Origin of the sequence: Bradyrhizobium sp. LB8.2, from assembly GCF_040548035.1 — a bacterium.
Taxonomy (GTDB): Bacteria; Pseudomonadota; Alphaproteobacteria; order Rhizobiales; family Xanthobacteraceae; genus Bradyrhizobium.
Genome location: NZ_JBEPQV010000005.1, coordinates 199,512 through 218,759 on the forward strand (window position 1 = coordinate 199,512; position 19,248 = coordinate 218,759).

Here is a 19,248-nt window from a genome sequence, read left to right on the forward strand (position 1 = left end):
GTGGAAACGGCTAGAACGCGATCTCGTACATGCTCAGGATCGCATCCCGTCCGAGGTCGCGCGGATTGTTGTCGAGCAGGCGGCGAATGGCGTGCGCCTCGTCGGCCATCGCGCCGAGATCGTCCCGGGGCACGCCGAGCGCAGACAACCGCATCTCGATGCCGAGATTCCTGCAGAACCCATAAGTCGCCTCGAAGGCAAGCTTCGCATCACTCTGCGCCGGCAGTCCGAGTGCCGCGAGCACCGCCGCCGTCTTCGCCTCGGCCGCCGGCATGTTGAACGCCAGCGTGTGCGGGAAGATCACCGCGCAGGCGAGCCCGTGCGCCACATGATGGCGCGTCCCGAGCGGATAGGCCACCGCATGGCCGGCGGTCGTGTTCACCGGCCCGAGGCAATAGCCGCCGTACAGCGAGGCCAGCGCCAGACCCGCGCGCGCCTCGCGATCCCCGCCGTCAGCGACCGCGCGCTTGAGATATTGGCCGACCAGCCGGGCGCCTTCGAGCGCGTAGAGATCGATCGCCGGATGCGCCTTGCGGCTGGTATAGGCCTCGACGCAATGCGCCAGCGCATCGACACCGGTGGCCGCAGTGATCTCCTTCGGCACGGTCATCGTCAGGTCCGGATCGACGATGGCGATATCGGCGAGCATGAAGCGGCTCTGCACCGCCTGCTTGTTCCGGCTGACGGGATCGGTGACCAGTGCGCGGGTGCCGGCCTCGCTGCCGGTGCCCGACGTGGTCGGAATCTGCATCAGCGCCACGCTGCGGCCGGCCACCTTCTCCGGACCGACGATATCGGCAAAAGCCACCTCGGAGGTACAGAGCACAGCCACCAGCTTGGCGAGATCCATCGCACTGCCGCCGCCCAAGCCGATCACGAGATCGGGCTTGACCTCGCGCGCCATCGCCACGGCCTTGTCGAGATTGGGCAGGTCCGGCTCGGGCTTGACCTCGCCGAACACCTTCACTGCACCCGGCAGCGCCAGCCTGTCGACGCGGCGCGCGTTGAACGGGTCGGAGATCACGAGCGGTCGTTTGGCGCCGATGCGCTCGGCGAAGCGCGCCGCTGCGGTGATTGTGCCGCAACCGAATTCGAGGACGGCGGGGCGAAGAATTTCGATGGGCGTGAAGGCGTTGGTCATCGTGGGCTCGATCTCGTCACTTGGATGCGGAGGCGCCAGCGGCCAGCCGTTCGGCATAGTCGATGGCCTCGATCAAGCTGTGCTCGTTGGCTATGCCCTTGCCGGCGATGTCGAAGGCGGTGCCGTGATCGACTGAGGTGCGGATGATCGGCAGGCCCAGCGTGATGTTGACGCCGGAGAGCTCCTGCCAGCGGCCAGTCGCGGGATCGATCTGGAAGCCGAGCAGTTTGACCGGGATATGCCCCTGGTCGTGATACATCGCCACCGCGGCATCGTACTGACCGGCGCGCAGCTTGACGAAGATCGTGTCGCCGGGCACGGGACCGACGACGTCGAGGCCGTCAGCGACCGCTTTCGCAATCGTCGGCGCGGACACATCGATGTCCTGGCGGCCGAACAGGCCACCCTCGCCGGCGTGCGGATTGAGCGCGGCGATGGCGATTTTCGGCTTGGCGATGCCGAGCCGCAGCAATGCATCGTTGGTGAGGTCTATGACCATGCGCAGGCGCTCCGGCGTCAGACGCTTCGGCACGTCCTCCAGCGCCACATGGGTCGAGACATGGCTGACGCGCATGTTGCCGTGGGCGAGCAGCATCACCGAGCCGCGCACACCGGTGAGATGCGCCAGCATCTCGGTATGTCCAGGGAAATGATAGCCGGCCTTGTTGAGGGCTTCCTTGTTGAGCGGAGCCGTGACGATGGCCGCGGTCCGTCCCGCCTGCGTCAGGCGCACGCTTTGCTCGATCGCCTTGTAGGCGAAGCGTCCGCCGTCCGCGCTCAATACGCCGGGCTTGATCGGGTCGCCCTCGACGTCGGCCTGGAGGAAGCAGAGGTTCGGCCAGTCACGATCCTCAGCGCTCACTTCCGGGATCGCAATGCCGGCACCGAGCGTAGCTTTTGCGCCATCGAGCGCCGCGCCACTGCCGATGATCAACAGACGCAGATTGCCCGTCGCGATCCGGTCCTTCAGCCCGACGCAGGCCTTGACGATGATCTCCGGCCCGATCCCGGCCGGATCGCCCATGGTGATGGCAAGATGGCGAGAGGTCATGTCGGACTCTCCTTGTTGAGCAAATGATTGATGTGGAGCAGATCGCGCCAGAGCTCACTGGTGCCAAATGCGCCTGATTTCGAGATGACATCGACGCCGGCCCAGCGGCCGCCCTGCAAGATCGAGCGCGGCAATCCCGGCACGATACGTCCTGTCACCTGCAGCGCATGCGCGCCAAGGGCAACGCATGCGGCCTTCAAAGTCTCCCCGCCGGCAACGATCAGCGTGCCCGGCGGTTCAAGCGCTGCGATCAGCGCCGTCATCTCGCGAGCGATCCGCCGTGCCGCCTCGGCGCGGGTCAGACCGTGGGCGAGGGAGAACTTGACCAGCGCCACGCCGTCATCGGCCAGCTTGCGTTGGACGTGCGTCGTGCCCTCACCTTCCGCAAGCGCGACGGCGGCATCACCGCAGGCAGAAAGCTGGGAGGCGGTGGCAGCCTGATCGGAGCCGAACAGCCCCAGCACCGGCAGCTTCAACCGGCGCGGCGCATCGGCGCGATGGCTGCGGGCGAGCGCGCCGGCCAGCCCGCCGCTTCCGCACCAGAGCACAGGCCCGGGCATGCGCCGTCCCATTTCGACGACACGATCGAGCTCGATATCGCTCTCGGCATCAAAAACCTGAACGCCGCCTTGCGAGAGCGTATCGGCCCGGCCCTGCCGCGCTTCGATGCCCTCGAGTTGCAATTGGGTCAGGAGATTCTCTCCGACCCGATGCCAGTCGCCTTGCACCGTGCGCGCAAATTGCTGGCCACCCACGGTGTGGCGCCCCTGATAGTGGAAGGCAGGCGCGACCACGCACGACGCCCAATGGCCGCTACGCAGGCAGGCGCCGAGCTCGGCGGCCCATGCGCCGCGCAGCAGGCTATCCACCTTCTTGTAGGCGATGGTCGCCTCGCGGAGCAGCGGCGCCAGCCGTCCGACGATCTCGATGCTCTCGGCCTTCGACCGCTCGCGGCTGCCGCAGTCGATCGCGAGGCTTCCGGAATCCTGTGGAGCGGACGCTTCCGGCCAGGCGACGTTGAACGGTCCGCACAGGCCGACGAACTCCGCGGCAGTATCGAGCGCGCCGGTGAGATCGTCGGCAAGCAGGCGGACGCTTGTCATCGTCGCGTGCCTCCGACATTGAAGATCTTGCCGGGGTTCATCAGGCCCTTGGGATCGAGCAATTGCTTGATGCCGCGCATCAACTCGATATCGAGGGGATCGGCGACGCGGGCAAGCCGGCCACGATTGGTGATCCCGATGCCGTGTTCGGCACTGATCGCCCCGCCCTGCACTGCGGTCTCGTCGTCGACGATCTCGTTGATCTCAGCCACCATCGCGGCTGTTGCGTCCGGATCCTGGCAACGCGCGCGGTCGATCAGGGCGATCACATGGATATTGCCGTCGCCGATATGGCCGTGCATCGCGACGCGCGCATGCGGCACCGCGGCGTTGATCCGGGCCTCGACATTGGTGACGAAGGCAGCCTGACGCTCCAGCGGCACCACACTGTCGTGCGACACGACATAGCCGCTGCGCTTGTTGCCTTCGGAGACGCTGTGCCTGACCGCCCAGATCGCCTTCGCCTGCGCGAGGTTGGACGCCAGGATGACGTCTTCCGCGAGCCCTGCCTCCATCCCGGCTGCGAGCACCGTGGCGAGCGGCTCATCGAGATCGACGCCCGCGAGCGTGTCGGTCAGCTCGACGATCAGGTACCACGGCGTCGTCAGCTCGAACGGGATCGTAACATGCGGCACGGTCTCCGCGATCACCTCGATCTGCGAGCGCGACATGATCTCGAGGCTGCCGAGCCGGTCGCCGACCGCATCGCGCAAGCGTCGCATGATCTCAAGCGCCTGCTCGACGCCCTGCAATTTGAGGAGCGCCAGTGCCGAGCTGCGCGGCGGCGAAAACAGTTTCAGCACGGCTGCGGTGACGATGCCGAGCGTCCCCTCTGCGCCGATGAAGAGCTGTTTGAGCGCGTAACCGGTGTTGTCCTTGCGGAGCGCATGCAGGCCGTTGAAAATTCTCCCGTCGGGCAGCACGACCTCCAGCCCGAGCACGAGATCGCGCGTCGGCCCGTAGCGGAGCACAGCCGTGCCGCCGGCATTGGTCGAGATGTTGCCGCCGATCTGGCAGGAGCCTTCGGCACCGAGGCTCAAAGGGAAGTAGCGATCCACGGCACGGGCCGCATTCTGCACCTCGGCGAGGATGCAGCCGGCCTCCACGGTGATGGTGTTGGCGAGCGGACTGACGTCGCGGACGGCCCGCATGCGGTCGAGCCGGATCACGACGTTGGCCGTACGCTCGTCCGGCGTCGCGGCGCCGCACATGCCGGTGTTGCCGCCTTGCGGTACGATCGCGAGCTGCCTTGCCGCGCAGAACTTGACGACGGAGGCGACCTCTGCGGTCGAGCCGGGCTTCACGACGGCGGCGGCGCGACCGTGATAGCGTCCGCGCCAGTCCACCACATAGGGCTCCTGGTCGGGTCCGGACGCGATGACGTGCTTGTCGCCGACGATGGCGGCAAGCCCGGTCAACGCATCACGGTAAGAGTCGGACATCGGATCGCCTCGGAGCGTCGCGCTAGACGACGGCGACGAATGCCGCCGCATCCGCGAGCAGCTCTTTCACCTGCCCCGGCGGCAAGGATTCCAGCGGCGGCCGCAGGCGCTGCCATGCGGCATGGCCGGTGCGTTCGGCCGTCAGCGCCTTCAACGACGCCATCTGCGGAAAACGCGAGACCAGTTCGCGCGCCTTGACGATGCGTGCCTGCGCCGCCTTCAGCGCCGCGTCGTCGTCGCTGTCGCCAAAGTGCTTGTAGACATAGGCAAGGTCGCGCGCGATGAGATTGGAGGTCGCGGTGATGCAGCCCGCGCCACCCTTGCGCAGCAGCGGCAACAGCAACGGATCAGCTCCGACCAGGACCGAAAAGCCGGGGAAGCGTTCGACCATCGCGGTCATGTTGGCGAAGTCGCCGGAGGAATCCTTGATGCCGGTGAAGGTGGACGGATAAGCCGCGCGCAGCCGCTCGATCAAGGCATGCGAGATCGGCTGCGCCGACATTTGCGGGATATGATAGAGCACGATTTTGAGCCTGGCATCGCCGATGCGCTGCACGACTTCGCTGTAGGAGGCGAAGATGCCGTCATCGGTGACACCCTTGTAATAGAACGGCGGCAGCATCACCACGGTATCGACGCCGACCGAGAGCGCGTGGCGCGTCAGCGCGATGGTCTCGCTCAGCGCGGCAACACCGGTGCCGGGCAGAAGTCGCTGCGGCGCGATGCCGGCGGCGACTACCGCCTCCAGCAGTGCGATCCGCTCGGCAGCCGAGAAGGAGTTCGCCTCGCCTGTTGTGCCGAGCAACGCGATGCCGTCGCAGCCTTCGTCGAGCAGGTAGCGGCAATGCGCGACGAAACGCGCATGATCGGGGGCGAGCTCGGCGTCGAGCGGCGTCAGCGCGGCGGAGAACACGCCATGGGGGTGCAGTGATGATGTCGACAAACTTCCTCCGGGCGTCAAATCGCTGTTGTTCGGAATGCGAACTTTTGTTACTGGCTTGACCTGTCGTAAAATCAGCTTGCCGCCACGTCAAGGGCGACATGTCATGGCAAGGCATTAGAGCATGGCCAAGGTCGAAAAGAAGGCCGCAAAGCGCGCATCGCAAACTAGCGCAAAGAATCCAAAGAATCACGTCGCCTCCGTCGGCAAGGCCTTCGCGGTGCTCAAGAGCTTCACCAGCGAGGCCTTCGAGCTGACCCTGAGTGAGATTGCCGCACGCGCCGATCTCGATCGCGGAACGGCGTTCCGGCTGATCCAGACCCTGGTCGAGCTCGGCTATGTCCAGGTGGTTCCGCAAAGCCGCCGGTTCCGCCTCGGGGTTGCCTGCCTCGACCTTGGCTACACCGTGCTGTCGCACGGTTCGTTGCGGCCGATCGTCGAGCCGCTGCTGCGCGATCTCGTACCTGATGTCGGCGATGCAGCCTCGCTCGGGATCCTCGACGGCGGCGACGTGATCTATCTCGCGCGCATAGGCGCGGGCCTCGACCGGCACAAGATGGATCGCCGTCCGGGCACGCGCATTCCCGCCTACAGTGCCGCGCTCGGTCATGCGATGCTCGCGCATCTGGCACGAGACGAGCAGATCGCGCGACTGGAATTGCGGCCCCGCGTCAAGCTGTCGGAGCGCACGCTGACCGATCTCGATGCCTTGCTCGCGCGGCTCGATCAGGTGAAGAAGAAAGGCCATGCCGTCTCCGACGGCGAGAATGCCTATGGCCTGCGCACGCTGGCAACGCCGATCTTCGACGCCCAGGGTCTTGTGATCGGGGGATTGAGCGTCACCGTCGATGCGATGCGCATGGACATGCCGACCTTCCGCGACCAGGCGCTGCCAAGACTGATACAGGCGACGAAAGAGGTGCAGGACCTCGCGATCAAGTCGGGATTGACGAGATGAGTGACGTCAAGCCGGTGAGATGACGATGTGGTCGAAGTCGGCGGCGATCCGCGTGTTCGGAAAGATCCTAGTCGCCTCGGCCAATAGCTCTTCGTCCCGATAGCGCCCCGACATGTGGTTCAGCACGAGTTGTCCGACGTTGTTGGCGGCCGCGAATGCTGCCGCCTCGCGCGCGGTGAGATGGCCATAGTCCCGCGCGGTCGATGCGTCGCGATCGAGGAACGTCGCTTCGATCACCAGCAGATCGGCGTCAGCGACATGTTTGGACAGCCCATCCGTGGTTTCGGTGTCGCCGATCACGACGAGTTTCTTGCCGCCGCTCGGCGGCCCCAGGACGTCTTCGGGATCGATGGTTCGGTCGGCGATCGCGACAGGCCGTCCTGCGGCCAACTCTCCGCGCAACGCCCCATCCGGCACACCAAGGGCTGCGAGGCGATCGGGCTGAAGGTGACGACGGGTGGGACTCTTGAAGGAGAAGCCAAAGCTGTCGGTGTCGCGGTGGCGGACCGGAAAGCAATCGACGGTGAAGTCGCCGGCATCGATGACCTGTCCTTCGGTCAGCGGTGCGAATTCCACCGGGATCGGCGCCCTGCCCGCGCCCCACAGGCCCGAGAGCATGCGGACGACGATGTCGAGCGTACCCTGCCCTGCATGGACGGTCATCACGTCGGAGTTCTGGCGTAACCCCAGCGTCGAGAACAGACCGGGGATGCCGAGCACGTGATCGAGATGGGCGTGCGTCAGCAGGATGCGGTCAAGCCGCCGAAAGCCGGCGCCGCTGCGCAGCAACTGGCGCTGCGTGCCCTCGCCGCAATCGACCAGAATACGCTTGCCCGCTGCCTCGACCAGGAGGGCCGGATGGTTGCGCTCCGCCGATGGAACGCTGGCCGAGGTCCCAAGGAATGTCAGGGCGAACATGCTCGTCAGTGTCCAGGCTTCACTGTCCCCAATGCCACGCGAGCAGCAGCGCGTACAGGCCCATCGATCCCACATGAAGCGCCGGTCCCGCAGGACGCTCGGTAAAAAAACGCGAAAACAACCCCATGCACAGTACAAATCAGCACAAATCATTGAAGAATTTCGCACCCCATTGCGCGACCCCCGCGAGCGAAGGCGGTTTGACTCGTCGGGCAAAACAGGCGCAGAATTGTACGATCCCGGATTGTGAATCCGCAAGTCGCGCCGCCGCCATTGCCGGTTCGAAAGGCACGTCCGACCGCGACCATGTCCCGCCGACGGGCGAGCAGATCTGGTTCCCGTTGCGCGGCCTCCTCATTCCATTCCCGAAATTGCATGTTCGATACCAGGATCGATTTGCAGCCGAACGACATCGACACGGCGATGCGAGACAATGGAGATCGTGATGCAACCGGGACTGGCCGCAGATGCCACTGACTGGGACTACGGTTCGATCAGCACACTGCTAAGCGCCCTGTACGCACGCAAGGTTTCTGCGTCGGAGTTGCTCGCGCACACGATCGCGCGCATCGAGGCAGTGGACGGGCGGATCAATGCCGTCATCGTTCGTGATTTCGATCGCGCAAGAGACGCTGCGCGTGCCGCCGATGCCAACGGAAGACGCCGTGCGTCGGCCATTGAACGATTGGCCGCATGGGGGCCGACGCCGGCAGCAGGCTGAGCGGCCCGCCGCCGGTGTCAGCGGACGAGTGGCGCGTGCTGAGGGGATCTCCAGGACGAGGAAGTGTAACCCGCATCTCGCCCCGCTGTAGGCGGGGCAAGATGGTTGCTCCCGGAGCAACTCGCTCAGATGAGGAAGTCGGTCGGGTGCAGGCTGGCGGCGTGAACACCGTCCAGCGTGATGGTGTCGCTCGCCGACAGATGAATCACGGCATCGCCGGCGGTATTATCGCTGATCAGGCTCGACAGCGCCGTCCAGTCCGCAAACCCATAATCACCCACATTGATCAGGTCGTGCTCGGTCGCGGTGCTGCCGACCGCCTTGTTGCCTTGATCGAAGTCAGTGATGAGGTCATTACCGGATCCGGTGTTGAAGACGAAGGTGTCGCTGTTTCCTCCGCCCGAAAGCTCGTCATTGCCGGTGCCGCCGTTGAGGATATCCCTGCCGCCGGTGATCGAGCCCGGCGTCGCGGGGTTATAGACCTTCGCATCGCCATACAGGAAATCGTTGGTCGCTCCGCCGGTGAGGATATCGTTGCCGCCATCAGCATTGCCGGACATGGTCGGAGCATCGCCGTAGAGCGCTGGGTTCGTAAGCTGGAGGGTGTCAGGGCCACCGGTCTTGAGGGTGAGAATGTCATCTCCCCCTTGGGTATTGTCGGTCAGTGAGGTCGCCGAATCTCCGTACGCAAATCCGCCGGTCCAGACAATGTTGGCGCCGAAGGTGAAGGTGATGTTGTCGTTACCGCCAATGGCATCGCCGCTGATGGAGCCGATAGCATCGCCGCTGGCTATCGCTGAGCCCTCCATGGTGTTCAGACTGATGTCGAGCGTGTCATTGCCGCCCTGCGCCGTGCCGCTCATGGAACCGCCGGCATCGCCGGCGTACACATTGTCGTAGTCTCGCCAACCCACCGCGCCGATGATGGTGTCACTGCCGCCGTGCGAACTGCCCGACATGTCGCCAGCAACATCGCCGAAAGCATGCACGTTGGTGTACATCGAGCCGTTCTCGACATCGATGGTGTCGTTGCCGCCCCTGGCGTCGTCGGTCATCGCCTGGGCGTCGCCGACCACGAGGGCGGCGTTCCAGCCATAGTTGAAATTGACCGTGAGCGTGTCGTTGCCGCCGTGGGACTGGCCATGTAGAGTCGTGTTGTCGTCGCCGAAGATCGTGACCTCTGCTTCGGGCTGGGTGATCGTTGCGGTCACGCTGTCGTTGCCGCCCCAGGTGTCCGTAGCGGTGGGAAAGTTGGGATCTCCGTTAACGGTCTCGATTTGACCAAACTGGTCGAGCAGGACGTCGATGGTGTCGTTCGGCAGATGTTGCATGGCGTAACTCCCAGTTCATTGTCGGAAGCGGGTTGACGCCGGCAAACTTCTTGCGCGACGCGCTGTGACCACGCTTCACCGTGACGAATCTACTTTCGGTAGACGGCGGAAATTTGCAGGAATCCGGGATAGAGTTTGATTGCGATGAAGATTGGTGGAACTCGCGGCGTGCCGTCGCAATCCCGATGTCGCCCGGCGCTTTGCGGAGCAACACCGCCGCTTTTGATTCAACTTCGTCAGATGATGAAGTCGGTCGGATGCAGGCTCGCGGCATGGACGCCGTCGAGCGTGACCGAATCGTTGGCGGAGAGATGGATCACGGCATCGCCGGCGGCGTTGTCGCGGATCAGGCTCGACAGTGCGGTCCAGTCTGCAAAGCCGTAGTTCTGTACGTCGATCAAGTCATGTTCCACCGCCGTGCTGCCGATGGCCTTGTTGCCCTGATCGAAGTCGACGATCGTGTCGTTGCCGGAGCCGGTGTTGAAGGTGAAGAAGTCGCTGTTTCCCCCTCCCCACATCCGGTCGTCGCCGGCCCCGCCGTTCAGCGTATCGATGCCACCGGTGATCGAGCCTGGTGTTGCCGGTTCATAGATTCGCGCGTCGCCATACATGAAATCGCGGCCCGCGCCGCCATTGAGGATGTCGTTGCCGCCATGGGAATTGCCCACCATGGTGGACGCATCGCCATACATCTGCGAAACGGCATTCGTGTACTGTCCGTCGAGCTTGGCGGTGAGCACATCGTCGCCGCCCTGGGCGAAATCCATCAGGGATTCCGCCGAATCCCCGAACAAGGTTCCGCCTGAGATGGCGCTGTCGCCGTTCAAGGTTATGGTCAAGTTGTCGTTGCCGCCATGCGCGAGACCCCTCAGGGAACCGATGGCGTCACCGCTTACAGTCGCCCCTCCGTCCATCGTGAGCACGCTGACATCGAGTATGTCGTTGCCGCCGCGCGAGGTGTCTATCATGGAACCGCCGGTGTCGCCGGCAAACAGGTTGGCGCCGCCGCGCCACGCGACCGAGCCGGTAATGTCGTCATTGCCGCCTTGCGCGTTGCCCGACATGTCGCCAGCGGCATCGCCGAAGGCCGAGATCGTCGTATAGACGGTGCGGCCGGCATCCGCGACGATGGTGTCATTGCCGCCCTTGGTGTCGTCGATCATCGCCTGGGTATCTCCCACCACGAGGGCGGTATTCCAGCCGCCACCGATGTCCGCGATGAGCGTGTCGTTTCCGCCTTGCGAGTGACCAAGCAACATCGTGTGGTCATCGCCGAAGATCGTGAGTTTTGCATTGAGCGCGGCGACCGTCGCCGTCACGGTGTCGTTGCCGCCCCAGACGTCCTTGGCTGCGGGAAAGCCGGGGTCTCCGTACACGGTCTTGATTTGACCAAACTGGTCGAGCAGGACGTCGAAGGTATCGTTCGGCAGATGCTGCATGGCGTAACTCCCATTTCATTGTCGGAAGCGGGCCCTGACGCCTGCAGAACTTCTTGCAAGACGCGTTGTTGACCACGCTTCACCGGGAGCAATCTACCTTTGGTAGATGGCAGAGATTTGCAGGAATTCGGGAGAGAGTTTGATCGCATGCGTGGAACCGCGGCGGCAATCTCGTCGAATTGCTCGAACGCGAATTCGGCGGCTTCGTCCCGCCACCACCGCTGCCTGCTACGCAATCCGCGAGATGAGTGAGGCCGCGACGCGGGCAGACATCACTTTCCGTCGGCCGACTGCGCTTCGACCGCCTGCACGGCGACACTCGCTACCTGCTGCAACGCCTCGCGGTCGGAGCCCGAAGACGCCATCACGCCCATGCCGACGGACACCGCCGAGACATAGCGCGCGAGCGCGGCAGGATCTGAGGTCGGCTTGAGGTCGCCTTCGGCCTTGGCGCGAACAAAACGGTCGCGGAGCTGGTCCTCGTTCTGGGCGCGACGGGTGGCGAGCTCGAAGGGGACGCTTTCTGATCCAGTGCCGCAGGCGATGCCGCCTTGCACAAGCAGGCAGCCCGGCGGATTGGCGGGATCGGTCTGCCTGTCGGCGATGCCCGTCAGCATCCGCTCGGCGACCTCGCGGGCGGTCGGCGCTGCCACCACCTCGTCCATCCAGACGCCGCGCAGTTTGGTGTAGCGGTCGAGCGCGGCTTTCAGCAGGCCCTCTTTGTTGCCGAAACAAGCGTAAAGGCTCGGAGGATTGATGCCCATGGCCTCGGTGAGCTGGGCAATCGTGGCGCCCTCATAGCCATGGCGCCAAAACACTTCCATCGCCTGGTCCAACGCCGTCTCGGCGTCGAATTCGCGGGGGCGTCCCATGCCCATGTGCCTGTTCTCCTCGGAATTCGCCGTCTGCCGGAGACTAACGCCAAATCCTATCTAGTTGTTCTAGCTTTATTTTCCTGCCGTCTTCCAATTCTTGCGGTAGGCCGCTACAATTTTCTTAGTGAATGGTACATAAGTATCTTGCACTGCGGCATCCAGCTCCACATCTGTAGCGAACACTACATATCTGGAGCGCGCAAATGCATCCCTCCCAAAATTCTGCCCAAAATACCGTCCGCACCGGCCGTTTTCGCCGCCTCCTTGGCGGTGTCGCCATCGTGGGCACCCTCGCCGTGGCCGGATCGATCGCGACCGGCCACTACTTCCGTTCAGCCCAGGCGACGGCAACGGCCGCCGCGGCCGAGCAAGCCGTCTCCGTCACCGTCGCGATGATCGAGCCGCGGCAGACCGTGCTGTGGGACGACTTTTCCGGCCGTCTGGAGGCCATCAACCGCGTCGAGCTTCGCCCGCGCGTGGCAGGCGCGATCATGTCGACCAACTTCACCGAAGGCACGCTGGTGAAGGCCGGTGACATCCTGTTCAAGATCGACCCGGCGCCTTACGCGGCGGAGGTCGACAAGGCCAACGCGCAGCTCGAGGCGGCGAAAGCCCGCGTCGTGTTCACCCAGAGTGAGCTCGAGCGCGGCGCGCAGCTCGTCGGCAACGCCGTGGTCACGCGGCGCGACTACGACCAGCGTGAGAACGCCAACCGCGAAGCCATCGCCAATGTGAAGGCGGCCGAAGCAACGCTTCAGACCGCAAAGCTCAATCTCGACTACACCGAGGTGCGCGCCCCCGTGGACGGCCGCGTCGGCAAGATCGAGATCACCGTCGGCAATCTCGTCGCCGCCGGCACCGCCTCCCCGGTCCTGACCTCGCTGGTCTCGGTCAATCCGATCTACGCGTCGTTCGATGCGGATGAAGAGGTCGTGCTGCGTGCGCTGAACTCGATCGCGGATGCTTCCGGCCAGCGCGGCAAGCTCGACCAGATCCCGGTTGCGATGGCGACCTCCGGTGACTTGTCGGCGAAGGGCCACATCCAGCTCATCGACAACCAGGTCAACGGCCAGAGCGGCACCATCCGTGTCCGCGCGGTGTTTCAGAACGAGGACGGGCGTCTCATCCCCGGTCAGTTCGCCCGCGTGCGCATGGGCCAGCCGAAACAGCAGACGCTGGTGATGATCGACGAGCGCGCCATCGGCACCGACCAGGACAAGAAGTTCGTGATGGCGGTCGGCGACGACAGCCGTGCAGTCTACCGGCCGATCACGCTCGGCGGCTCCGTCGACGGCTTGCGTATCGTCACGGCGGGGCTGAAGACCGGCGACCGCATCATCGTCAACGGCCTGCAGCGCGTGCGGCCGGGTGCCTTGCTCAAGACGGAGATCGCGGCGATGGGTGCGCGCGGGCCGCAGCAGGCATCCAACCACAGCAACCAGGACGTCGTGCAGCGTTAGCGTTCTCCGTCATTCCGGAGCGCGCGGGCAGCGCGAACCGGAATGACGAAATCGTTGAACTACCAGGACATCACTTCTCAATTCCGGGTTCGCGGGCTTTGCCCGCGCCTAGGGATGACGGGACAGTCGTCTCTCGCGCAGGGGCAAGGCCATGAATCTCTCAAAGTTCTTCATCGATCGTCCGATTTTCGCCGGCGTGCTGTCGGTCCTGATCTTCCTCGCCGGCCTGATCTCGCTGTTCGCGATGCCGATCTCGGAATACCCCGACGTCGTGCCGCCCTCGGTGCTGGTGCGTGCGACCTATCCCGGCGCCAATCCGAAGGTGATCGCGGAGACGGTAGCGACGCCAATCGAGGAGCAGATCAACGGCGTCGAGAACATGCTCTATATGTCGAGCCAGGCGACCACCGACGGCGCGATGACGCTGACGGTGACGTTTCGGCTCGGCACCGATCCTGACAAGGCGACGCAGCTGGTGCAGAACCGCGTGCAGCAGGCCGAGCCGCGCCTGCCCGCCGTGGTGCGCCAGCTCGGCATCACCACCAAGAAGTCATCGCCCGACCTCACCATGGTCGTGCATCTGCTGTCTCCGAACAACCGCTACGACATGACGTATTTGCGCAACTACGCCGTGCTCAACGTCAAGGACCGGCTGGCGCGGATCGACGGCGTCGGCGACGTCCAGCTCTACGGCGCCGGCGATTATTCGATGCGGATCTGGGTCGATCCGCAGAAGGCCGCCGAGCACGGCCTGACCGCAAGCGATATCGTCAGATCGATCCAGGCGCAGAACGTCGAGGCCGCCGCCGGCGTGGTCGGCTCTTCCCCCAACGTCAAGGGCATCGACCTGCAACTCTCCGTCAACGCCGAAGGGCGGCTTGCGAACGAGGAGCAGTTCGGCGACATCGTGGTCAAGACCGGCACCCATGGCGAGGTGGTGCGGCTGCGCGACATGGCGCGCATCGAGCTCGGCGCCTCCCAATACGGCCTTCGTTCGCTGCTCGACAACAAGCAGGCGGTGGCGATCCCGATTTTCCAGGCGCCAGGCTCCAATGCGCTCGAGATTTCCGACCACGTTCGCGCCACAATGGCCGAGATCAAGAAGAACATGCCGGAAGGCGTGTCCTACCAGATCGTCTACGACCCCACCCAGTTCGTGCGCTCCTCGATCGAGGCTGTGATCCACACGCTGCTGGAGGCGATCGCGCTGGTGGTGCTGGTGGTGATCCTGTTCCTCCAGACATGGCGCGCCTCGATCATTCCGCTGCTGGCGGTGCCCGTGTCGATCGTCGGCACCTTCGCGGTGATGCACGTGTTCGGGTTCTCCATCAACGCGCTCAGCCTGTTCGGCCTGGTGCTCGCGATCGGAATCGTCGTCGACGACGCCATCGTCGTGGTCGAAAACGTCGAGCGCAACATCGAGGGTGGATTGTCGCCGCGCGATGCGACCTATCAGGCGATGCGCGAGGTGTCCGGCCCGATCATCGCGATCGCGATGGTGCTGATCGCGGTGTTCGTGCCGCTCGCCTTCATCTCCGGCCTCACCGGGCAGTTCTACAAGCAGTTCGCGCTGACGATCGCGATCTCGACCGTGATCTCCGCGGTCAACTCGCTGACACTGTCGCCGGCGCTGTCGGCCTTGCTGCTGAGGGGTCACGACGAGCCGAAGGACCGGCTGACGATCATCATGGAAAAGGGCCTCGGCTGGTTCTTCCGCGGCTTCAACAAAGCGTTCACACGCTCGTCGGAGAATTATAGCGGCACCGTCACCAAGGTGATCTCAGGCAAGGCCGCCGTGATGGGCCTCTATGTGGTCCTGGTCGGCGTGACCGCCTTGCTGTTCCAGCAGGTCCCGAGCGGCTTCGTACCGGGTCAGGACAAGCAATATCTGGTCGGCTTCTCGCGTCTGCCTGATGGTGCAACGCTCGACCGCACCGAAGATGTGATCCGCAAGATGAGCGACATTGCGCTGACCCAGCCCGGTGTCGAGAGCTCGGTGGCATTCCCGGGCCTGTCGATCTCGGGCTTCACCAACTCCTCCAATGCCGGCATCGTGTTCTCGACGCTGAAGCCGTTCGAGGAGCGCAAAGGTGCATCGCTGAGCGGAAATGCAATCGCCGCCGACCTCAACAAGAAGTACGCCGGGATCCAGGAAGCCTTCATCGCCATGTTCCCGCCGCCGCCGGTCAACGGGCTCGGCACCATTGGCGGCTTCAAGCTGCAGATCGAGGATCGCGCCGGTCTCGGCTACGAGGCTCTGAACGACGCGACCAACGCGTTCGTAGCCGCAATGCAGAAGGCGCCGGAGATCGCCGGTGTGTTCTCGAGCTTCCAGGTTAACGTGCCCCAGCTCTTCGCCGACATCGACCGCACCAAGGCGCTCCAGCTCGGCGTGCCCGTGACGGAGGTGTTCAACACGCTCCAGATCTACCTCGGTTCCTACTACGTCAACGACTTCAACAAGTTCGGCCGCACCTATTCGGTCTATGTCCAGGCCGATGCGCCATTCCGCGCGCGGGCCGACGACATCAGGCAGCTGAAGGTGCGCTCGTCCTCCGGCGACATGGTGCCGCTGTCGGCGCTCATGACTATCCGCCAGAGCGCAGGCCCTGAACGCGCGATCCGCTACAACGGCTTCCTGTCCTCCGACATCAACGCGGCGGCTGCGCCCGGATTCTCTTCAGGCCAGGCGCAGGAAGTCGCGACGCGGATTGCGGCGGAGACATTGCCGCCCGGCTTTGCCTTCGAATGGACCGACCTGACCTATCAGGAGTTCATCGCCGGCAATTCCGGCCTCTGGGTATTCCCGCTGGCAATCCTGCTGGTGTTCCTGGTGTTGGCCGCGCTCTATGAGAGCCTGACCTTGCCGCTCTCGATCATCATGATCGTGCCGATGGGCTTGCTGGCCGCGATGTTCGGCGTCTGGATCTCCAAGGGCGACAACAACGTCTTCACCCAGATCGGCTTGATCGTGCTGGTCGGACTCTCGGCCAAGAACGCGATCCTGATCGTCGAATTCGCGCGGGAGCTCGAATTCGCAGGCCGTACGCCGATCCGGGCTGCAATCGAGGCGAGTCGCTTACGACTGCGCCCGATCCTGATGACGTCGATGGCGTTCATCATGGGCGTCCTGCCGCTGGTGCTCTCGACCGGCGCGGGCTCGGAGATGCGGCGTGCCATGGGCGTCGCCGTGTTCTCCGGGATGATCGGAGTTACCGTGTTCGGCCTGTTCCTGACACCGGTGTTCTATGTGCTGCTGCGGACCGTTACCGGCGTGAAGCCGCTGACGCATCACGGCAGCGACACCAGCGCGACGCCGGTGCAAACCGTCGGGCACTAGACCAGGGAAATCCCCGAGAGCAACAACAGCACGAGCACGGTCTTGCGAAAGACCGTCTCGTTGACCCTGTGGAAGGCGATCACGCCGAGCGCGGAACCTGCGAACAGCGCCGGCAGGCTGACCGCGAGGTCGACGAAGACTTTTGACGAGAGGTCCTGGTGTCCGACCAGCAGGACGATCGCGAACAGCTGCATCACGGCGATGAACGGCTGTACCAACCCGCGCTGCTCGCTCTTGGGCATGCCGCGCATGTCGCACCAGATCGTCGGGATCGCGCCGGGCATCGCGGTCAGCCCGCCGACCAGCCCTCCTCCAAACCCGATCAAAGCGACCCAATGCCGCCCGACCGCCGCGCCGGCCGTCACCAGCGTCGGCCGGAGCAGCATGTAAGCGGCATAGAGCGCGACGATGAGGCCGAAGCCGCGCCGGAGCAGATGCGTGTCCGCGGACTGCAACAGCGAGACCGCGATGGGAACGCCGATCAATCCGCCGACGATCAGCATCAGACTGCCCTCCCAGCGGATGTTGCGCCGAAGTGCCCACAGATTGGTGGCCTGCACGCCGATACTGCACGCCATCATCAGCGGCACGGCTTCGAGCGGCTGAAAAACCCTGAGCAGAATGGCACCCGCCACCGCCGAGAAAGCAAAACCCGAGAGCCCGGAGACGAAGGCACCGGCGAACACGGCAACGCTCAGCAGCATCAGAGTCGTGACATCAGGCACAATGCACCCTCCGGTCAGTCGTAGCGAATTTGCGAGACAGGGACACCGGCGCTCACGGTGCAAACGGCCGGCTCAAGTGGAATCGACGGATGCGCGTAAGCGCAAGATCGCTCCAGCACCGCGAGGCCAACCAGTTGGAGAGCGACGAGCGCCGCGGTCAGCGCGATCGCGACGACGCTGACGTTACGCACGCTCGAATTCGGGGTGACCGGTCTTGCGCTCGCGCGGATCAACTCCGTTGGCATTTTCAAAGGTATCCTCTTCGCGGGAGACGGGAATAATTTCATTCAAACACGGCGCTTCGTGCGGCTGCTCCAGCAGGTGGCGATAGCGCCGCAACGCGCGCCGCGCGTCGATTTCGCGCTGCGCGCGGAATGCCTCGCCTATGCGGGCGACGATATCGCGGAACCTGCTTGTCAGAATTGGTGACGCCGTTCGCATGACACTCTCCTCTCAACCTGCACGGAATTTCACTCCGCTTGCAGTGAGTTGCTTCACACAAATATCTGATACGTCGAACAACAGATCGTGTGACGTCTAGTAGAAGAGAACGCAAAAACTCGCGTCATTCGATCGAACGACGCGTGATAACTTTCTAATGATGCTTCTGATTGAACCTATTGCGAGCTGCGGCGACTCGCCTGCGCCTTGAGCGCGTCTCAGTGCACGAGCGGATTGGAGAATCCAGCTGCGAGCTTGACGAGATCGGCCTGACGGGAAACGCCGGTCTTGGCGAACACGCGATGCAGATGTGTCTTCACCGTCGTCTCCGCGATACCGAGCGCAACCGCCGTCTCCGGGACACCGCCGACATCGACGATCGACTGTAGGACCCTGAGTTCTGCAGGAGTAAGTTCGAAGGTGCGGTCGATGAGGCCGGCACATGAGCGGCCGTCGAGTTCCGCTTTCCAGATGAACAAGGCGCCCACGGCGGAACTGCGCTCCGCCGAACCTTCGCGCAGCAGCGACGGCAGCGCGATGACTTGCGCGACATAGTAGGAACCGTCATCCGACATCAGCGGAATTTTCCGCCCCGAAGAGGCCGCCAACGCGACCTCGCCCGTGTCACGGAAGATATCGCGCAGAGCCGAATTTACAGCGGGGGATCTCGCCACCAGCCGGCCTGCGATAGACCGCAGGACATCATCGACACCAAGGATCGTCTCCGCGGCCGGATTGCTATGGACGATATGACACGCCGAATCGAGCAGGATCACGCCGGCATTCAACTGGTCGACGACGTCGGCGAGCGCGATCGCGCGCTGCTGCTTCCGCTCGATCGCCCGGTTGATGAGCAGCGCCCGGCTCGCATGCGGAACCAGGAACTGGATCCGCGCCCGCTGCTCGGCGTCGAGCATCTCCCTGCCCGGGATCACGGTCATCAGCATCGGACACGGCGACTTCGACTGCTCCAGCACGACGTTCGCGACATCGATGCAGCCTTGGGGGCGCAGCCATTCCTGATAGAAGCGGCCACGGCGGTATTCGTCGAAATCCACTAGATCGGGGATATTGCGCACCTCGCCATAGCGCGGAAGCCGCGCAAGCGGGTCGTACCGCGCGTAGGTCTCGGCATAGAGCCGAATGTAGCGCGGATCGACCCCACAGTAATAATGCGTCGCGCCTGATTTGCTGACGGGGTCCTTTGAAATCAGACCGCAGGCCTGGCTGCCGATGAAGGCATTGAGCTTGACAACGACATCGCTCCACAACTCCGGGTTGAGTCCGGCGTCATAGATGGTCTCGATCAACTCGGACGGTTTTGGAGGTCGGGGCATCGGAACAGCCAATGGTGACACATGGA

16 protein-coding genes and 1 pseudogene are annotated in these 19,248 nt (G+C 64.0%); 4 read left to right on the plus strand and 13 right to left on the minus strand.

Going from position 1 to position 19,248, the window contains the following annotated elements:
- Window positions 1-10: 10 nt before the first annotated feature.
- Genes ABIB06_RS09140 through ABIB06_RS09160 form a run of 5 tightly spaced genes read right to left on the minus strand, consistent with a single transcriptional unit; the run spans window position 11 to window position 5,680 of the window.
- A complete protein-coding gene (locus ABIB06_RS09140) occupies window positions 11-1,141 on the minus strand; it encodes an iron-containing alcohol dehydrogenase (protein ID WP_354069735.1) in 1,131 nt (376 codons plus the stop codon).
- Between the two features lie 16 nt (window positions 1,142-1,157).
- Window positions 1,158-2,192: a 4-hydroxythreonine-4-phosphate dehydrogenase PdxA gene (pdxA, locus tag ABIB06_RS09145; RefSeq protein WP_354046710.1), complete on the minus strand. Its 1,035-nt coding sequence runs from the start codon at window positions 2,190-2,192 to the stop codon at window positions 1,158-1,160.
- Complete coding sequence (locus ABIB06_RS09150; RefSeq protein WP_354069733.1) at window positions 2,189-3,295, minus strand: four-carbon acid sugar kinase family protein; 1,107 nt, start codon at window positions 3,293-3,295, stop codon at window positions 2,189-2,191. Before ABIB06_RS09150 ends, pdxA begins: the two co-directional genes overlap by 4 nt.
- Window positions 3,292-4,737, minus strand: a complete 1,446-nt coding sequence (locus tag ABIB06_RS09155) for an FAD-binding oxidoreductase (RefSeq protein WP_354046706.1) — start codon at window positions 4,735-4,737, stop codon at window positions 3,292-3,294. The genes ABIB06_RS09150 and ABIB06_RS09155 overlap by 4 nt, the downstream gene beginning before the upstream one ends.
- Before the next feature lie 22 nt (window positions 4,738-4,759).
- On the minus strand, window positions 4,760-5,680 hold the full coding sequence (locus ABIB06_RS09160) for a dihydrodipicolinate synthase family protein (RefSeq protein WP_247345730.1): 921 nt from the start codon (window positions 5,678-5,680) through the stop codon (window positions 4,760-4,762).
- A 121-nt stretch (window positions 5,681-5,801) separates the two neighbouring features.
- On the opposite strand from ABIB06_RS09160, the gene ABIB06_RS09165 reads away from it, so the two are divergent.
- A complete protein-coding gene (locus ABIB06_RS09165) occupies window positions 5,802-6,635 on the plus strand; it encodes an IclR family transcriptional regulator (RefSeq protein ID WP_247345726.1) in 834 nt (277 codons plus the stop codon).
- 6 nt (window positions 6,636-6,641) lie between these two features.
- Here the strand turns inward: ABIB06_RS09165 and rnz are convergent, their stop codons facing one another.
- Window positions 6,642-7,553: a ribonuclease Z gene (gene rnz, locus ABIB06_RS09170; protein WP_354046704.1), complete on the minus strand. Its 912-nt coding sequence runs from the start codon at window positions 7,551-7,553 to the stop codon at window positions 6,642-6,644.
- A gap of 445 nt (window positions 7,554-7,998) precedes the next feature.
- Between rnz and ABIB06_RS09175 the strand changes: the two are divergent.
- Window positions 7,999-8,205, plus strand: a pseudogene (locus tag ABIB06_RS09175) (amidase); the annotation flags it as partial.
- 194 nt (window positions 8,206-8,399) lie between these two features.
- Here ABIB06_RS09175 and ABIB06_RS09180 read toward each other — a convergent pair.
- From ABIB06_RS09180 to ABIB06_RS09190, 3 genes are all read right to left on the minus strand, one after another.
- Window positions 8,400-9,605 carry a calcium-binding protein gene (locus tag ABIB06_RS09180; RefSeq protein WP_354046702.1) on the minus strand — a complete coding sequence of 402 codons (1,206 nt, stop codon included), beginning with the start codon at window positions 9,603-9,605 and terminating at the stop codon, window positions 8,400-8,402.
- Between the two features lie 236 nt (window positions 9,606-9,841).
- A complete protein-coding gene (locus ABIB06_RS09185; protein ID WP_354046700.1) occupies window positions 9,842-11,044 on the minus strand; it encodes a calcium-binding protein in 1,203 nt (400 codons plus the stop codon).
- 272 nt (window positions 11,045-11,316) lie between these two features.
- Window positions 11,317-11,922: a TetR/AcrR family transcriptional regulator gene (locus ABIB06_RS09190; RefSeq protein WP_247345715.1), complete on the minus strand. Its 606-nt coding sequence runs from the start codon at window positions 11,920-11,922 to the stop codon at window positions 11,317-11,319.
- A gap of 200 nt (window positions 11,923-12,122) precedes the next feature.
- Between ABIB06_RS09190 and ABIB06_RS09195 the strand changes: the two genes are divergently transcribed.
- Both ABIB06_RS09195 and ABIB06_RS09200 read left to right on the plus strand, forming a co-directional pair.
- A complete protein-coding gene (locus ABIB06_RS09195; protein WP_247345712.1) occupies window positions 12,123-13,379 on the plus strand; it encodes an efflux RND transporter periplasmic adaptor subunit in 1,257 nt (418 codons plus the stop codon).
- A gap of 151 nt (window positions 13,380-13,530) precedes the next feature.
- Complete coding sequence (locus ABIB06_RS09200; protein WP_354069730.1) at window positions 13,531-16,719, plus strand: efflux RND transporter permease subunit; 3,189 nt, start codon at window positions 13,531-13,533, stop codon at window positions 16,717-16,719.
- Here ABIB06_RS09200 and ABIB06_RS09205 read toward each other — a convergent pair.
- From ABIB06_RS09205 to ABIB06_RS09220, 4 genes are all read right to left on the minus strand, one after another.
- Entirely contained in the window at window positions 16,716-17,444 is a 729-nt protein-coding gene (locus ABIB06_RS09205) for a sulfite exporter TauE/SafE family protein (RefSeq protein WP_354046696.1), read from the minus strand. The genes ABIB06_RS09200 and ABIB06_RS09205 overlap by 4 nt on opposite strands.
- Before the next feature lie 14 nt (window positions 17,445-17,458).
- Complete coding sequence (locus tag ABIB06_RS09210) at window positions 17,459-17,635, minus strand: hypothetical protein (protein WP_354046694.1); 177 nt, start codon at window positions 17,633-17,635, stop codon at window positions 17,459-17,461.
- Window positions 17,628-17,885 (minus strand): hypothetical protein, encoded by a 258-nt coding sequence (locus tag ABIB06_RS09215; protein ID WP_354046693.1) that lies wholly within the window; start codon window positions 17,883-17,885, stop codon window positions 17,628-17,630. Before ABIB06_RS09215 ends, ABIB06_RS09210 begins: the two co-directional genes overlap by 8 nt.
- A 218-nt stretch (window positions 17,886-18,103) precedes the next feature.
- The gene (locus tag ABIB06_RS09220) at window positions 18,104-19,222 is read right to left on the minus strand and encodes a helix-turn-helix transcriptional regulator (protein WP_354046691.1); all 1,119 of its coding nucleotides are present in this window, start codon (window positions 19,220-19,222) and stop codon (window positions 18,104-18,106) included.
- Window positions 19,223-19,248: the final 26 nt, after the last annotated feature.

Excerpts from the sequence above, each read along its gene's own strand:
- ABIB06_RS09220 (WP_354046691.1), bottom strand. The coding sequence starts at position 19,222 with ATGCCCCGACCTCCAAAACCGTCCGAGTTGATCGAGACCATCTATGAC.
- ABIB06_RS09165 (WP_247345726.1), top strand. The coding sequence starts at position 5,802 with ATGGCCAAGGTCGAAAAGAAGGCCGCAAAGCGCGCATCGCAAACTAGC.
- ABIB06_RS09150 (WP_354069733.1), bottom strand. The coding sequence starts at position 3,295 with ATGACAAGCGTCCGCCTGCTTGCCGACGATCTCACCGGCGCGCTCGAT.
- ABIB06_RS09195 (WP_247345712.1), top strand. The coding sequence starts at position 12,123 with ATGCATCCCTCCCAAAATTCTGCCCAAAATACCGTCCGCACCGGCCGT.
- ABIB06_RS09155 (WP_354046706.1), bottom strand. The coding sequence starts at position 4,737 with ATGTCCGACTCTTACCGTGATGCGTTGACCGGGCTTGCCGCCATCGTC.
- pdxA (WP_354046710.1), bottom strand. The coding sequence starts at position 2,192 with ATGACCTCTCGCCATCTTGCCATCACCATGGGCGATCCGGCCGGGATC.
- ABIB06_RS09185 (WP_354046700.1), bottom strand. The coding sequence starts at position 11,044 with ATGCAGCATCTGCCGAACGATACCTTCGACGTCCTGCTCGACCAGTTT.
- ABIB06_RS09190 (WP_247345715.1), bottom strand. The coding sequence starts at position 11,922 with ATGGGCATGGGACGCCCCCGCGAATTCGACGCCGAGACGGCGTTGGAC.
- ABIB06_RS09200 (WP_354069730.1), top strand. The coding sequence starts at position 13,531 with ATGAATCTCTCAAAGTTCTTCATCGATCGTCCGATTTTCGCCGGCGTG.
- rnz (WP_354046704.1), bottom strand. The coding sequence starts at position 7,553 with ATGTTCGCCCTGACATTCCTTGGGACCTCGGCCAGCGTTCCATCGGCG.
- ABIB06_RS09180 (WP_354046702.1), bottom strand. The coding sequence starts at position 9,605 with ATGCAACATCTGCCGAACGACACCATCGACGTCCTGCTCGACCAGTTT.
- ABIB06_RS09140 (WP_354069735.1), bottom strand. The coding sequence starts at position 1,141 with ATGACCAACGCCTTCACGCCCATCGAAATTCTTCGCCCCGCCGTCCTC.
- ABIB06_RS09215 (WP_354046693.1), bottom strand. The coding sequence starts at position 17,885 with ATGCGAACGGCGTCACCAATTCTGACAAGCAGGTTCCGCGATATCGTC.